The organism is Collimonas fungivorans (assembly GCF_001584145.1).
In the GTDB taxonomy this organism is placed as follows: domain Bacteria; phylum Pseudomonadota; class Gammaproteobacteria; order Burkholderiales; family Burkholderiaceae_D; genus Collimonas; species Collimonas fungivorans.
The window spans coordinates 3054330-3068475 of record NZ_CP013232.1; the positions used below are offsets into that span (position 1 = coordinate 3054330).

Annotated in this window: 10 protein-coding genes and 4 pseudogenes; 8 read left to right on the top strand and 6 right to left on the bottom strand. The window is 58.8% G+C overall.

Going from position 1 to position 14146, the window contains the following annotated elements:
- Position 1 precedes the first annotated feature (1 nt).
- The 4 genes from CFter6_RS13070 to CFter6_RS13085 are packed head-to-tail and all read left to right on the top strand — an operon-like array spanning position 2 to position 3609.
- Complete coding sequence (locus CFter6_RS13070) at positions 2–637, top strand: paraquat-inducible protein A (RefSeq protein WP_061540297.1); 636 nt, start codon at positions 2–4, stop codon at positions 635–637.
- Positions 634–1350, top strand: a complete 717-nt coding sequence (locus CFter6_RS13075; RefSeq protein WP_061540298.1) for a paraquat-inducible protein A — start codon at positions 634–636, stop codon at positions 1348–1350. Before CFter6_RS13070 ends, CFter6_RS13075 begins: the two co-directional genes overlap by 4 nt.
- Complete coding sequence (locus CFter6_RS13080; protein WP_061540299.1) at positions 1343–2977, top strand: PqiB family protein; 1635 nt, start codon at positions 1343–1345, stop codon at positions 2975–2977. Before CFter6_RS13075 ends, CFter6_RS13080 begins: the two co-directional genes overlap by 8 nt.
- Positions 2977–3609 (top strand): PqiC family protein, encoded by a 633-nt coding sequence (locus CFter6_RS13085; protein WP_061540300.1) that lies wholly within the window; start codon positions 2977–2979, stop codon positions 3607–3609. Before CFter6_RS13080 ends, CFter6_RS13085 begins: the two co-directional genes overlap by 1 nt.
- 14 nt (positions 3610–3623) lie before the next feature.
- Here the strand turns inward: CFter6_RS13085 and CFter6_RS13090 are convergent, their stop codons facing one another.
- From CFter6_RS13090 to CFter6_RS26960, 4 genes and pseudogenes are all read right to left on the bottom strand, one after another.
- A complete protein-coding gene (locus CFter6_RS13090) occupies positions 3624–4358 on the bottom strand; it encodes an rRNA pseudouridine synthase (protein ID WP_061540301.1) in 735 nt (244 codons plus the stop codon).
- Positions 4359–4420: 62 nt separating this feature from the next.
- Positions 4421–4654, bottom strand: a complete 234-nt coding sequence (locus CFter6_RS13095; protein WP_061540302.1) for a hypothetical protein — start codon at positions 4652–4654, stop codon at positions 4421–4423.
- A gap of 110 nt (positions 4655–4764) precedes the next feature.
- Complete coding sequence (locus CFter6_RS13100; RefSeq protein ID WP_061540303.1) at positions 4765–6057, bottom strand: CYTH and CHAD domain-containing protein; 1293 nt, start codon at positions 6055–6057, stop codon at positions 4765–4767.
- A gap of 41 nt (positions 6058–6098) precedes the next feature.
- A pseudogene (locus CFter6_RS26960) lies at positions 6099–6305 on the bottom strand (CYTH domain-containing protein); the annotation flags it as partial.
- A gap of 406 nt (positions 6306–6711) precedes the next feature.
- Here CFter6_RS26960 and CFter6_RS13105 point away from each other — a divergent pair.
- A pseudogene (locus tag CFter6_RS13105) lies at positions 6712–7440 on the top strand (YoaK family protein); the annotation flags it as partial.
- A 93-nt stretch (positions 7441–7533) separates the two neighbouring features.
- Here the strand turns inward: CFter6_RS13105 and CFter6_RS26965 are convergent.
- Positions 7534–8210 (bottom strand): annotated as a pseudogene (locus CFter6_RS26965) (FMN-dependent NADH-azoreductase).
- 235 nt (positions 8211–8445) lie between these two features.
- On the opposite strand from CFter6_RS26965, the gene CFter6_RS13115 reads away from it, so the two are divergent.
- A complete protein-coding gene (locus tag CFter6_RS13115; protein WP_150118748.1) occupies positions 8446–8769 on the top strand; it encodes a winged helix-turn-helix transcriptional regulator in 324 nt (107 codons plus the stop codon).
- 80 nt (positions 8770–8849) lie between these two features.
- Positions 8850–9350 (top strand): GAF domain-containing protein, encoded by a 501-nt coding sequence (locus tag CFter6_RS13120; protein ID WP_061540306.1) that lies wholly within the window; start codon positions 8850–8852, stop codon positions 9348–9350.
- Positions 9351–9352: 2 nt separating this feature from the next.
- Here CFter6_RS13120 and CFter6_RS13125 read toward each other — a convergent pair.
- A pseudogene (locus tag CFter6_RS13125) lies at positions 9353–10794 on the bottom strand (aldehyde dehydrogenase family protein).
- 617 nt (positions 10795–11411) lie between these two features.
- On the opposite strand from CFter6_RS13125, the gene CFter6_RS13130 reads away from it, so the two are divergent.
- A complete protein-coding gene (locus CFter6_RS13130; protein WP_236904259.1) occupies positions 11412–14081 on the top strand; it encodes a TonB-dependent receptor in 2670 nt (889 codons plus the stop codon).
- The last annotated feature ends 65 nt before the right edge of the window (positions 14082–14146 follow it).

Consider the following 14146-nt stretch of genomic DNA (forward strand, 5'->3'; position numbering starts at 1 on the left):
CATGCGCGAAGTCCCCGACCTGATTGCCTGCGAAGGATGCGATGCCCTGTATCGCAAGGTGCAGCTGCACCGTGGGGAGATTGCCCACTGCCCACGCTGCGGCACCGAACTGGAGCGCGACGCCGGCCGCCAGCGCGAGCGCATCCTGCCGCTGACGGTGGCCAGCCTGATCATGTTCGTGATCGCCAACAGCTTTCCCATCGTCGAGATCGAACTGCAAGGCCTGAGCAGCCGCACCACCCTGTTCGGCGCCGTGCTGTCGCTGACCACCGAAGGCATGTCGCTGGTGGCTTTGCTGGTGCTAGCCACTACTATCCTGTTTCCGCTGCTGCAGCTGCTGTTCCTGTTTTACCTGCTGGTGTCCTTGGCCAAGCAGCACCGGCCTCCCGGTTTCAGCTGGCTGGTCAGGGCCATGCAGAGCTTGCGGCCCTGGGGCATGGTGGAAGTGTTCCTGCTAGGTGTGCTGGTGGCGGTAGTGAAATTATCGAACATGGCGACCGTGATCCCGGGCGTGGCTCTGTGGGCGTTCGGCGTGCTGACGGTATTGCTGACCGCGGTGGTTTCTTTCAATCCCCGCCATTTCTGGAAAATGGCTTACGCTGAAGAGACAATCGGCAGCCAGGGAGAGATTGCATGAGCGCCGACGCCGCCACCGCGAATACAGCCGCCGCTGCCGCAGACGAAGACCTGGCGGTGCGCACCGCTGCCGGCCTCGGCATGATGTCCTGCCATCACTGCGGCACCGTCTGGCAAGAGGTGCGCGAACACGAACACTGCCAGCGCTGCGGCACCGCCCTGCACCTGCGCAAGCCGGACAGCATCAGGCGCAGCTGGGCTTTCCTGATCGCTGCCTGCATCATGTACATCCCGGCCAACCTGATGCCGGTGATGATCACCAAGACCTTGCTCGGCGTGCAAGAGGATACGATCATGAGCGGCGTGATCTATTTCTGGGTATCCGGCGCCTGGGAGCTGGCGGCGATCATTTTCATCGCCAGTTTCCTGGTGCCGCTGTTCAAGCTGGCTTCCCTGATCCTGCTGACCTGGACCGCGCAAAAACGCAGCCGCTGGCGTCGCCTGCAGCGCGCCAAGCTGTACCGGCTGGTGGAAATCATCGGCCGCTGGTCGATGCTGGACGTATTCGTGGTGTCGCTGCTGGCCGGCCTGGTGCAGATTGAAGGATTCGCCAAGATCACCGCCGGCTTCGGCGTGCTGGCGTTTGCCTCGGTAGTGGTGCTCACCATGCTGGCCGCGCTCAGTTTCGATCCGCGCCTAAATTGGGACAACAGCGGGGACAGCAGCAATCAAGAGATGGATGAGAATCAAAGAATGAAAGCACAAGATGAGTGATGAAAATACCCCTGACAACGCACTGCCGCCTTTGCCGCAACCGAAGCTGAGCCGCAAGCGCGACTGGCTGCCTTCGCTGATCTGGCTGATCCCGATTGTGGCCGCGGTAGTCGGCTTGACGCTGGTGGTCAAGATCCTGGTCGAACGCGGACCATCGATTACCATCACGTTCCGCACCGCGGAAGGCCTGGAGGCCGGAAAAACCAAGGTCAAGTACAAGGATGTCGATATCGGCCTGGTGCAGACCATCACCTTGAGCAAAGACCGTTCCCACGTGCTGGCCAATATCCAGCTGTCGAAAGAAGCCGAAAGCTTCACAGCCGCCGACACCCGCTTCTGGGTAGTGCGGCCGCGGGTGGCGGCGTCCGGCGTCTCTGGCCTTGGCACCTTGCTGTCGGGCGCTTACATCGGCGCCGACGCCGGCACCTCGAAGGAAAAGAAAGACGAATTCACCGGACTGGAAGTGCAGCCTATCGTCAGGCTCGACGCCTCAGGCAAGCAGTACATGCTGCACGCGACCGACATCGGCTCGTTGGACATCGGTTCGCCGGTTTATTTCCGCCGCATCAAGGTCGGCCAGCTGGCGGCGTTCGACCTCGATGCCGACGGCAAAGGCGTGACCTTGCGCATTTTCATCGATGCGCCCTACGATAAGTTCATCGGCATCAACACCCGCTTCTGGCATGCCAGCGGCTTCGACATGCAGATCAACGCCAGCGGCTTCAAGCTGCGCACGCAATCGCTGGCGACCGTGGTGCTGGGCGGCATAGCGTTCCAGGCGCCGGACGACCAGCTGGGCACGACGGCCAAGGAAAACACAACTTTCAACCTGGCTGCGGACGAGGAAGCAGCCCTGAAAGAGCCGGACGGTCCGTCGGAAACCGTGGTGATGTATTTCAACCAGTCGCTGCGCGGCCTGACGCCGGGTACTACCGTCGATTTCCGCGGCGTGGTGCTGGGTGAGGTCAAATCGATAGGCATCGAATACGATGCCAAACGCCGCGAATTCAACATGCCGGTGGTGGTGCAGGTTTATCCCGAGCGGCTGGGGCGCAGGTATGCCGAAGATGAAAAACATTCGAGCTACACCGCCAAACAGCGCCTGCAATACATGGTCAGTCGCGGCTTGCGGGCGCAGCTGCGCACCGGCAACCTGCTGACCGGCCAGCTCTACATCGCACTCGACTTTTTCCCGAAAGCGGCCCCGGCCACCATCGACACTTCGACTGCGATCATCGAGCTGCCGACGATTCCTAACAGCCTGGATGAAATCCAGTCGCAGATCGCCGAGATCGCCAAGAAACTCAGCAAGGTGCCGTTCGACCAGATCGCCGCCGACCTGCAGAAAACACTGGGCACCTTGAACCGCACCCTGCTCAATGCCGAGCAGCTGACCAAAAGCCTGAACAACGACGTGGCTCCGGAAATCACGGCGGCCATGAAGGATGTGCGCGTGACGCTGGACAACGCCAACCGCACCCTGTCCGACAACGCGCCGCTGCAGCAGGACATCCGTGCGACCCTGCAGGAACTGACGCGCTCGGCGGCGTCGGTGCGGATCCTGACCGACTACCTGGAACGCCATCCGGAAGCACTGATCCGCGGCAAGCAAGAGGAAAACAAATAATGACATCGACCACCCGCATCTGCACCATCGCTATCGTCACTGCGCTGCTGCTGGCCGGCTGCGCTTCCGCTCCGACCCATTTTTACACGCTCGCAACGCCGACAGCGGCTGCGCCGGCCATCCAGAATTCGAAGCTGTATATCGACGTGGCGCCGGTCTCGCTGCCGGAACGCCTGGCGCGGCCGCAGTTGGTGGTGCGCAGCGCCGGCAGCGCTTCCAGCACCCGGGTCGACATCCTGGAACAGGAACGCTGGTCGTCGCCGTTCAACAATGAGTTGCGAGATGCCTTGGCGAGCGGCATCGCCAATCGACTGGGAGCCATCGATGTCAGCCGCAGCGGCCGACCGACGGACCAGCCGGTATATCGGATTGCGGTCGAGTTGCGCGAATTTGACGCCGTGCCCGGCGACAAGGTGCAAGCCACTTACGGCTGGACCATCAGCCGCTCCGACAGCGGCCGCAGCAGCGCTTGCCAACTGAGTGTGGCAGCGGCAGTCAATCCTGGCATTGATGGTTTGGTGCTTGGAGTGCAGCGCACGGTGGCGGATGTGGTCAGCGGCATTGCCGCCAATATCACGGCATTCAAGGCCAATCCCGCGGCGGCCTGCCAAGGCGACAGGCCGCAAGCCTAAATGTCAAAAAAACGTCAGAACCGCTCGTAACCCAGCAGATAACGCCATTCGCCGACCGCCAGGCCGGCCATCGGCAGGCGGCCGATGCGGATACGCTTGCTGGCCACTACCTGCAGCCCAACCTGTTCGCACATATGCACGACCAGTCCGCGCGGCGGCGCCTTGAGCGCAAAGCGCAGGCGCTTTTCATTTTGCCAGCTGACCTTGATCGGCGGCAGCGGCTTGCGGTTGAAGCTCAAGCCATGGTTCAGCAATTTCAGTCCGTCAGGAACGATGTCGCCGGCCACTTCAACGATGTATTCATGCTCGATCTTGGCGGCGTCGTCCACCAGCTTGCGGGTGATCCGCCAGTCCTGGGTAAACACCAGCAAGCCGCTGGCCAATGTCTCCAGCGGTTCGATCAGGTTGAGGTTGGCCAGGTGGCGCTTCAGGAAACGCAGTTCGGCGCGGTCGTCGGCCGCCCGCTTGTCAGGTACGATCAGGTCTGAGGCCAGTTCGCTCAGCGCCGGACCGGCAAACAGGTCGAGGCCGGCCGGCTTGTGGAACAGGATGGTTACCGGGTCCTGCGGTTCCAGCGTGGCGTCCGCCGCCAGTTCCACCTGCTGCTGCGCGCCGATGCGCAGGCCCGGCTCTTCCACTACCTTGCCATCGACCTTGACCCAGCCGCCCTCGATATATTGCTCGGCTTCGCGGCGCGAGCAGGAAACCAGTTCAGCCAGATGTTTTGCAAGGCGGATTGATTCTGTCATGTATGAGGTCCGGAGACATAAAAATGATGGGCTGCCATTGTAACCGCCTGCACCCGGCTTATTTACAATACATTTTTACGATACATTTCAGGCCGCGGCTTGTTGCGCTGTTCGTAAATCGCCTTGGCGTCTTCCCGCGCGCGCTCCAGCGTACGCATGGCGGGATCGTCGTCGTGCAGCGTAAAAAAATCCTCGGCTTGCGCGTTCATCACGTATTTGATCGCCGCCTTCTCTTTCACGTCGAACAACTCCACCAGCAAGGTGGTGACTTCATCCAGGTATTCTTCGTAGGTCATGATTTCACTCCGGTGTTTCTTGCCGTGCTCACCTTCATCCACGGTGTTACAGGAAGAGCCCGGCGAGCGTATTTTGCACCAAATAGCCCGGCAGGACCAAATTATCAGGTTCAATGCGGCTGCGACGGCGGCTTCAATCCGGCGAATTTTCGCCACAAGCGGCCGATCTTCGACTTATTGTGTTTTTTGCCGGAAGCCAGCAGTTTGACGGCCAGGCCGCAGGATTGCGCCAGCTCGGGATGCTGTCCGGCGACCTGCAGCAGCAGCTGGGCAGCCACGCTACGATCATTGGCCGCGCCCAAGCCGTCTTGCAGGTCGCTCAGCGCCGCCACATAAGCATGGCCGCGTTTAGGTGGAAAATACGAGGCAAAAAACTCACTGGCGTAGCGCGCCTTCTTGGCGGCGATCCTTACCATGTGGCGCTTGGCGGCGTCATGCTGCCCGATGCGGCTGCCGCGCTTCAGCAGTTTCTTTTGCAGGCCGGCCAGTTTCTTGACAGCGAATTTTTTCAGGGGTGCAGACAATGCGGTCACCTGCGCCGCATCCAGCTCTTCGCGCCAGCGCCGCCCTTCTATCCAGCTTCCCAGCAATAACAGCAAGCGTGTATAGGCACGCGAGTTGACCGCCGCCGCGACCGCGTGGCGACGCCGGCCGGCTTCGCTGGCAGTCAGCTGCCGCAGGTTTTCCAGCTGCCGCTGATCCGGACAGCGCCTTACTACATCGTCCAGCGTCGCCACCGCCAGCACTTCCCAATCGCGCGCCGGACCCAGCGTAGCGGCCAGCCAGTCAAGCCGTTCCGTTATTTCCGGCGGCGTCGGAATCACTTTCTTGAACAGGCCCAGCGCGGCGCGCAAGCGCCGCAGCCCGACCCGCATCTGATGCAGGTTTTCCGGATCGGCGCCGTGCACCACGCCGTCTTCATTGCCTTGCATCTGCGCCAGGCAGTTGCCGAGCAAGGCCTGGAATCCTTGCTCCAGCGTCAGTCCGGGCGCCAATTCGACCGGCTGCGCCTTGACTACGGCAGGCGCTTGCGGCGCATGCATGGAGTAACCGCGCTCGGCCTTGCTGGCGTTGGCCGCGCGCAGCGGCAGCGTCTGCTGCAAGGCCAAAGCCAGCTCAAACAAGCTCGCCGCAGCGCCGGATTTGAGTTCCAGTTCGATTTCGCTGATGGCAATGCTTTTGTCGCCATGGAGGATTTCGCCTTGGTCCAGGGCCAGCTCGACTTCGTCCCCCGCCTGCGATCTCAGCAGCCAGATCGTGCGTTTGAATTGGGTCGTGAATATCGGCCGCAAGCGGTTGGCAAGGTCCGGCGCCGACAACAACGCGGCCACCGCTGAACCTGGCTCAAGCAGCCCACGCAGCGCTTGCAGGTCAGGCGCCGCGCCGCTGATGTCAGACTCCACTCGGGCCGCTGATGCAAACCGGCCGCCGCCTGGCCGCCGCTCTTGCAAGTCTGGACCCAGCGCGCCCCCACTTTGCGCACCCGTAGCGCAGTGTGGCTTTGCTGCAGGTACAGCTCGGGTGTATCAAAGTAGATGCTAGTCAGCTGCCGCGATTGCGGTTTGCCGGTAGCGTAATGTGATAACAGGGGATGGCGGCGGAAGCTGGCGACATCCCGCGGCTCCAATAGCAGTTTTAATTCGATTTCCATGCTTCAAGCATACTTCCAAACCGCTGTTTTCAGTAAGCTATTGTTTTAATGCCATTGATACGGGACCAGCCGAAACCGCCCGGGCTTCTAGAATTCGCGGCTGCGGGAACGGCAGGCCCGCTTCATCGCCGGAATCATGCTGTAGCCGCTTTGCCGGTAATAACGATAGAAATAGAAGAAGGTTTTCATGTCGGGCACGCAATGATTGGGAGGAATGAGAGTTTCCCACCAAAAACGGAAGGCGCGATGCCGTCGTTGACCAGATGTCGATGAAATAACAATCTTTAACGTTTGTACTCAGTTTGGACTCATATTGTCCTGCTCTAGCCCGATAGTTCGATATGACTGAACCAATCGGCGTACAGCGGCGTAATATCATGTTGTCCAGCTCAAGCGACTGTCATCGATGCCGATTCCGTATTTGAGAAAACTGACTGGCAAGGACCGCAGCCAGCAAGCAAACCGCCACCTGGCGTTTTTCCTGTCTTTTATCGCCGGCGCGATCAATGCCGGCGGCTTCCTGGCGGTCGGGCAATACACTTCCCACATGTCCGGCATCGTTTCGTCGATGGCGGACAATCTTGCGCTAGGTTCGCTGGGACTGATGCTGGCAGGCCTGGCTTGCCTGCTGTCGTTCCTGTTCGGCGCCATGACATCCGCATTGCTGATCAACTGGGGCCGCAGGCAAGACCTGCAGGCGGAGTTCGCGCTGCCTTTGATGCTGGAAGCGGGCCTGCTGCTCGTGTTTGGCCTGCTGGGAGGCAACCTGGAGGGTCATAAATGGCTGTTCGTGCCGATGACCGTGATCCTGTTGTGCGCCATCATGGGCTTGCAGAACGCCATCATCACCAAGATTTCCAAAGCCGAGATCCGCACCACCCACATCACCGGCATGGTCACCGACATCGGCATTGAACTCGGCAAGCTGGTCTACTGGAACCGGCTGGAGCCGGACCGCGGGCGGCCAGACGTGATCGCCGACCGCGGCAAACTGCGGCTGCTGGCGACCCTGGTCATGCTGTTTTTCAGCGGTGGCCTGGCCGGCGCGCTGGGCTTCAAGCATATCGGCTTCATCGCGACTGCGGTGCTTGCCGCCACCCTGATGTGCCTGGCGATCGTGCCTATCGTCGATGACTTCCTGAAATTCCGGCGCAACGCATGAATCGGATGCAAGACCTGCCGGTTAATCGGACTTCGATACCGCACAGCCCTTGCATCCCTCATTGTTCTATGCAGCTTTCAGAGTGGCGACCTCAGCCAGCGCAGAGTCAAGCGCGCCCTGCTTTTGTTCAGGCCCCAGGTTGATGCCCTCGGCACGGACAATGGCAAGGTCGGTAACGCCGATGAAAGTGAAGAAGCTCTTCAGGAACGATTCCTGGTGATCCATGAAAGCCATCGGCGACGCCTCAGAGTAGAACCCGCCGCGCGCCGAAGCGATAATCACCCGCTTGGCGCCGGCCAGGCCTTCGACGCCTGCCGCGCTGTAGTTGAAGGTCTTGCCGGGAGCCGCCAGGCAATCGATCCATGCTTTCAGCTGGCTTGGAATACCAAAGTTGTACATCGGCGCACCCACGACAATAATGTCCGCGGCCAGGAATTCATCCAGGGCGACATTGGTCGTGGCGAACTCGGACTGCGCTGAGGCATCCGGCCGGCGCCGCCCTGCAACGCGGCGGCGATCATGGCGTCGATCTCGCCCGACAGCGCGCCCATTTCATGCAAGCTCGTCAGCTTGGCGAACAGGATGGCTGGCGACTGCTGCGGCACAGGCGCCGCCGCCAGGTCGCGGTAAATGAGCTCCAGGCCAGGAGAAGTTTCTTTCAGGCGAGCTACAACGCCGGCTGACAATTGACGGCTGACGGATTGTGCGCCGGAAATACTGGAATCGATGTGCAAGACTTGCATGGCTAACCTCGTGATGGAATTTTCAAATGTCGGTACTGGAGCGGCATCAGCCACGCACAGATCGACCGTTAGAAACATTTTGTTCGTAGCGCTATGATATGCTGCGTAAAAGATTGCACAAGGAGGCACAATTTTGAGCGATACGAACATTCCTGTTCGCGCTGGGGAGCATCAACACGAGGGATGCCGGGCCGTTGCTGAAACACTTGGCCGCATAGGCGACAAATGGACTGTGATGGTGGTTGGCTCCCTGGCGCAGGGACCGATGCGCTACAACCACATCCTGCGTGCGGTGGAAGGCATATCGCAACGCATGCTGACCTTGACCCTGAAAGGCCTGGAGCAGGACGGCCTGGTTACCCGCACCATGTACCCGACCATACCGCCGCGCGTCGACTATGAACTGACCGAGCTCGGACGCCTGCTGATTGTGCCCTTGCAGTCGCTGTATGACTGGGCAACGCAACACCGGCCGGCGATGCTGGCGGCGCGCGAGGCGTTCGCCGAGAAGGAGCGCGAGGCTGCGTCGCAACGAGCCCGCTTCACCGCGCCAAAATAAATCATGAGATGACTGCTGCCTGTCTCGTCCCTACCAGCCGGCAGCAGTCACGGAATCAACCAAACTTTTTAAGGATTGCCATGTTCGCTTCGCTTACCGCCGAAATTGATGTCGACTACACTCTGCTGGCGCGCCAGGCCGCCAGTCTTCTTGAAGATGAGCGCAACCAGACGGCCAACGCCGCACAGTTTTCCGCATTCATCTACCAGTCGCTGGCCGACCTGAACTGGGCCGGCTTCTATTGGGTCAAGCCAGCCAAAAAGGCGAATGGCGAGGAATTGCTGATCGGACCGTTCCAGGGCAAGGTGGCTTGCGCCAGGATTGCGTTCGGCAAAGGCGTGTGCGGCACCGCAGCCGCGGAACGCCGAGCCATCCTGGTGCCGGACGTGCATGCGTTTGCCGGCCACATCGCCTGCGATGCGGCATCGAACTCGGAAATTGTCATTCCGGTCATTAAAGACGGGCAGCTATACGGCGTACTCGATATCGACAGCCCCACACTGAATCGCTTCCGGCCTGAGGACCTGCAGGGGCTGGAGATGCTGCTTGCATTGTTCGTTGCGGCGACCGATTTCGATTAGGTTCAGACCGTCTTGATGAACAGCGCAACCAGCTTACGCGTCAAGCCGGTGTAGGGTGGATAGAACATCTTGGCCAGCATGATGCGGGTGCGCACCACTGCCCTCTCATGCGAAAACGCCAGGAAACCATAGTGGCCGTGGGCGCTGCCGATGCCGGAATTGTTGACGCCGCCGAACGGCAGGTTGCCGTGCAAAAACTGCACCACGCAATGGTTGATGCAGGCGCCGCCCGAGGTCGTCTGCTGCATCACCTTGGCGATATTCGCCTGTTTGCGGCTCCAGATGTACAGCGCCAAGGGCTTGGGTTCGGCATTGATGCGCGCAATCACCGTATCCACCTGGTCGTAGCCGATCACCGGCAGCAGCGGCCCGAAAATTTCCTCGCTCATGATCTTGGCGTCGTCCGGAATCCCGTCCAGCAGCGTTGGCGCAATATAACGCTGGGCTTCATCGACTGCGCCGCCGGTAATTACTCGCGCGCCACGCGCGGTGGCGTCGTCCAGCAGAGTCTTGACGCGCGCAGTGTGGCGCTGGTTGACGATGCGCGCCAGGCTGGCGCTGCCGGCTTGCTCCGCGCCCTTGCCATAGGCGCTCTCCAGCGCCGCTACGCAGTGCCCGAGGAAAGCTTCCTTGACGCTGGCGTGCACATAGATGTGGTCGGGGCGATGCAGGTCTGGCCGTTGTTGGTGAATTTGGCCCACAGAATATTTTGCGCCGCTGCCTGCAGGTCGGCCGTCTCATCGACGATGGTGGGCGACTTGCCGCCCAGTTCCAGCGTGACGCTGGTCAGGTGTTTGGCTGCCGCCGCCATGACGATCTTGCCGACGGCCGGCGAGCCGGTGAAAAAGATATGGTCGAAAGGCAGCTCCAGCAACGCCTGGGCAACCGGCGCATCGCCCTCGAACAGCGCCACTTCGTCTTCAGCGAATACTTCCCGGATGATCTTGCCTATGACGGCCGAAGCATGCGGCGTCATTTCCGACGGCTTGAGGATCACCGTATTGCCCGCCGCCAGCGCTGACACCAGCGGCCCCAGGCTCAGGTTCACCGGATAATTCCAGGGCGCCACGATCAATACCCGTCCCTTGGGCTCGTACTGGGTATACCCGGAAGTGCCGGCCATCATGCGCGATGGCCAGACTTTCTTCGGTTTCATCCAGCGCCCCAGCTTGCGGATGGCGTCGTTGGCCTCGGCGATCACAGGCAGGATTTCGCTTAACTCCACCTCGACCGCCGGTTTCCCGAAATCGGCAAAGCCGGCGGCAATCACTTCATCCTTGTGCGCCAGCAGCGCGCTCTTCAATTTCCTGATTTTCTGCAGGCGCTCGGCCTTGCCTGACTGACGCAGGCGCAGCGCGGTGCCCCCCTGGGCATCGAATACGCGCCGGATCTCCAGCTGGGTCTGGTCGAATTCGATGCCGGCCGGAGTTGTCATGGTGTTCATTGCTTGCCTTTGACAAAAGCATTTGTATCCGGCAATTAAAGCACATTGCCTATTCCAAAGGACGATCTTTTACTTGAGCGCCGCCTCCACTTTATGGGCGTTTTAGTCGTTAGTTTTTACAAAAAATAATGATATTCAATAAAAATATTTAATTCACCAATAATTGCTTATTAGTCCATTAAATTTCCCAATGCTCTTTTAAAAACATCTTTCATTAGTATTAATTTGTATCTAATTTGATTTGATTATCAAATAACGCACGACAAATACGAATGACAATCAAGGTAACATTTATTGCCTAATAGAAATTTATTTATCATATTTTTCTTCAAAATAGTGCCGATAGGAAAATAAAACAACAAAAAAACCAACGAAAAAGTTAAATATTTCAAGCGCGTTACATCACGCGACAGATTGATACAAAATGAAATAACAGCACCCCAAGCATGGTCATTATCGGGGTGCTGTTCGTCATCCGGACATACGCTGTCCGCGCTGACGGCACTGGAAACCCTTGCTTTACAGATGGCTTATCCGGCCACCTGTAACAAAGCATGAAGCGAAATCGATCATTTCCTTACCAAAGATGGAGACTTTCCCAGATGAAGAAAACAGTTTTGGCATCAACCCTCGCAGCAATCGGCCTCATCCACCTGCCCCTCGCCTTCGGCGCTGACCAACCCGCCGCTCCCGTTCCCGAGAATCTTGAACGCATTACCATAACCGGCTCAAACATTTCACGCGTCAACAAGGAAGGCCCGACCGCAGTGGAAATCATCAAACGCGACGCGATTGAAAAATCCGGCGCCAGCACCGTGGTTGAGCTGCTGAGCAAGATGCCGTCGGTTTCCGTGGAATTGAGCGGCAATGACAATAACTCATTCGCCAAGGGAGCTGCTTCGGTGGCTTTGCGCGGCCTGGGCGCCAAATACACCTTGATATTGTTGAACGGCCGCCGCCTGGCCAATTACGGCTTTGCCAATAACGCAGAAGATACCTTTGTCGACCTCAACAGTTTGCCGCTGGCGGCGATCGAATCGGTCGAAATCCTGCGTGACGGCGCCTCCGCCATTTACGGCTCCGATGCCGTCGCCGGCGTGATCAACTTCAAAACCAAGCGCAACTACCAAGGCATCGAAACCACAGCAAATCTTGGCACGAATGAAAAAGGCGACGGCGGCACGGCCGGCGCCAGCATCACCGCAGGCTGGGGCGACCTGGATAAAGATGGACAAAATCTGCTGCTGACAGTCGACGTACTGCGCCGCAATCCCTTATCCAGCGACAAACACGACGCTACCGCCAATCGCGACTTCAGTCGTTTTGGGGGTGGCGACAGCCGAAGCATAAACCGCTACCTGGGCAGCCTGAACGACCTTACCACTGCCGAACCGGGCATCCCGATACCCGGCTGCCGCGGCACCGTTGGCATCAGCGCAGGCACAGGTGATACACGCTGTTTCACTAATCCCGTGGTGCGTTTGTCGCCAAAAGTGCTGCGCGGCGGTATTTCAGCGATTTTTACCAAACGGCTCAACGGCCGCGACGAATTATTTGGCGAAGCCTCATATAGCCACAGCGAAAGCACCACTGAACGAGGCCTCCCGCAATTTGACAGCGCATTCATTGGCAAGACCGCTGGCTCGACCAATCCGGGCCTTGCCAACTTGCCTGGCCCCAGCGCAGACGGTTCACTGCAAGGCTTTACACCCGGCGACCAGTTGCGCCTGTACCGCGGCATTTACGAAGCTGCCCCACAACAAAGTAAAGTGACCAGCGACAGTGTGCGCCTGGTAGGTGGTTGGCGTGGCGAAATCGGCCGCTGGGACAGCGAGGCAGCCATCAGCCTCAATCAGAACCGCCTCAAAGAAACCGGCTCGAATGCCGTCTTGAAAGATGTATCGTCGGCATCGCTGCAAAGCGGCTTGCTCGGCAATGGCGGCTATGATCCCTTTGCTTATTGGAATCCAGCCAGCGTGGTCAATCCACTGCTGACCACTACCGAGCGGGTGGCAACATCGCGGCTAGGAACCATTGACTGGAAAATGTCGGCGCCAGACTTGTTTTCGTTCAATGGCGCACCGGTCGGGTTTGCCTGGGGCGCGCAAGCCGGGCATGAATCCATCGACGACCAACCGGATCCGCTGGCTGTCGCGGGACAGATCACCAATCTGGGCGCCAACAGCAGCAAAGCCAGCCGCTCTGTCTATTCGCTGTATGGCGAGTTCAATGTCCCGCTGATGAAACAGGTCGAAATGCAACTGGCGTTGCGCGGCGATCACTATAGCGACTTCGGCAATTCAATCAATCCCAAAATTGCATTAGCGTGGAGACCGTCAGATCAGATCTTGCTGCGCGGTTCGGCCACTACCTCGTTCAAGGCGCCGACATTGCCAGAGATTGCATCAACCACGACCGCCTATACCACGGTAGCCGACCGTGCCCGTTGCGGTCCGCTCGGGTATGTCGGGGCCAATTGCAGCTATAGTCCCAGAGTTTACCTACAAGGCAATCCGGATCTGAAGGCTGAAAAAGCCAACAACTATTCGTTTGGCGTTGTATGGCAGCCAATCAGGGACCTGTCGGCATCGCTGGACTGGTATGGAATCAAACAGCGCAACACGATCCAGTCGCTCGATCCGCAATACATCCTGGACAACGAGGACATCATTCCCGGTTATGCAGCGTTGATTGGCCGCGATCCGCGCAATGCGGCGCTGGAAGCGCGTAATCCGGGACTCAACAAGGGGCGGATCAGCAGCATCACTTCTCCCTATATTAACGTGGGCAGAACAGATCTTCAGGGTCTTGACCTGGATGTGAAATATGATATCGCTCTCGGCAGCTGGGGCAAGCTCAAATTCCGTGAGGTCAACAACTATACGCTGAGCTTCAAGCAAAGCACCACGCCGGGAGCCGGTCCGGTGAGCAGGCTGGATTCGCTCAATCATCCAAGGTGGAGCAATTCCTTCCGCACGGCATACGAATATGCCGGCAACGAATTGGCATTCACCGCCAGAACTTACGCCAGCACCCGCAATATCGACGACCCGACCCACTCCCAGGATCCTGCCATCACGAATGCGCGCGTGCCGTCATACACTGTGTGGGATATGAACTTCAACACCAAGCTGATGAGAAATCTGACATTAAACTTCGGCGTCAACAACCTGTTTGACAAGGCCCCGGTATATGCAAATACGGCCTACAAGGATGACTTCGTGCAAAACCAGAACGACCTGGTAGGACGCTACATCTACGCCAACATGCGCTACCAGTTCCAATAAGCAGCGTTAACAAAAACGGGCTTCACGCAATGTGAAGCCCGCCTCAATACTTCAGCCGACAATCC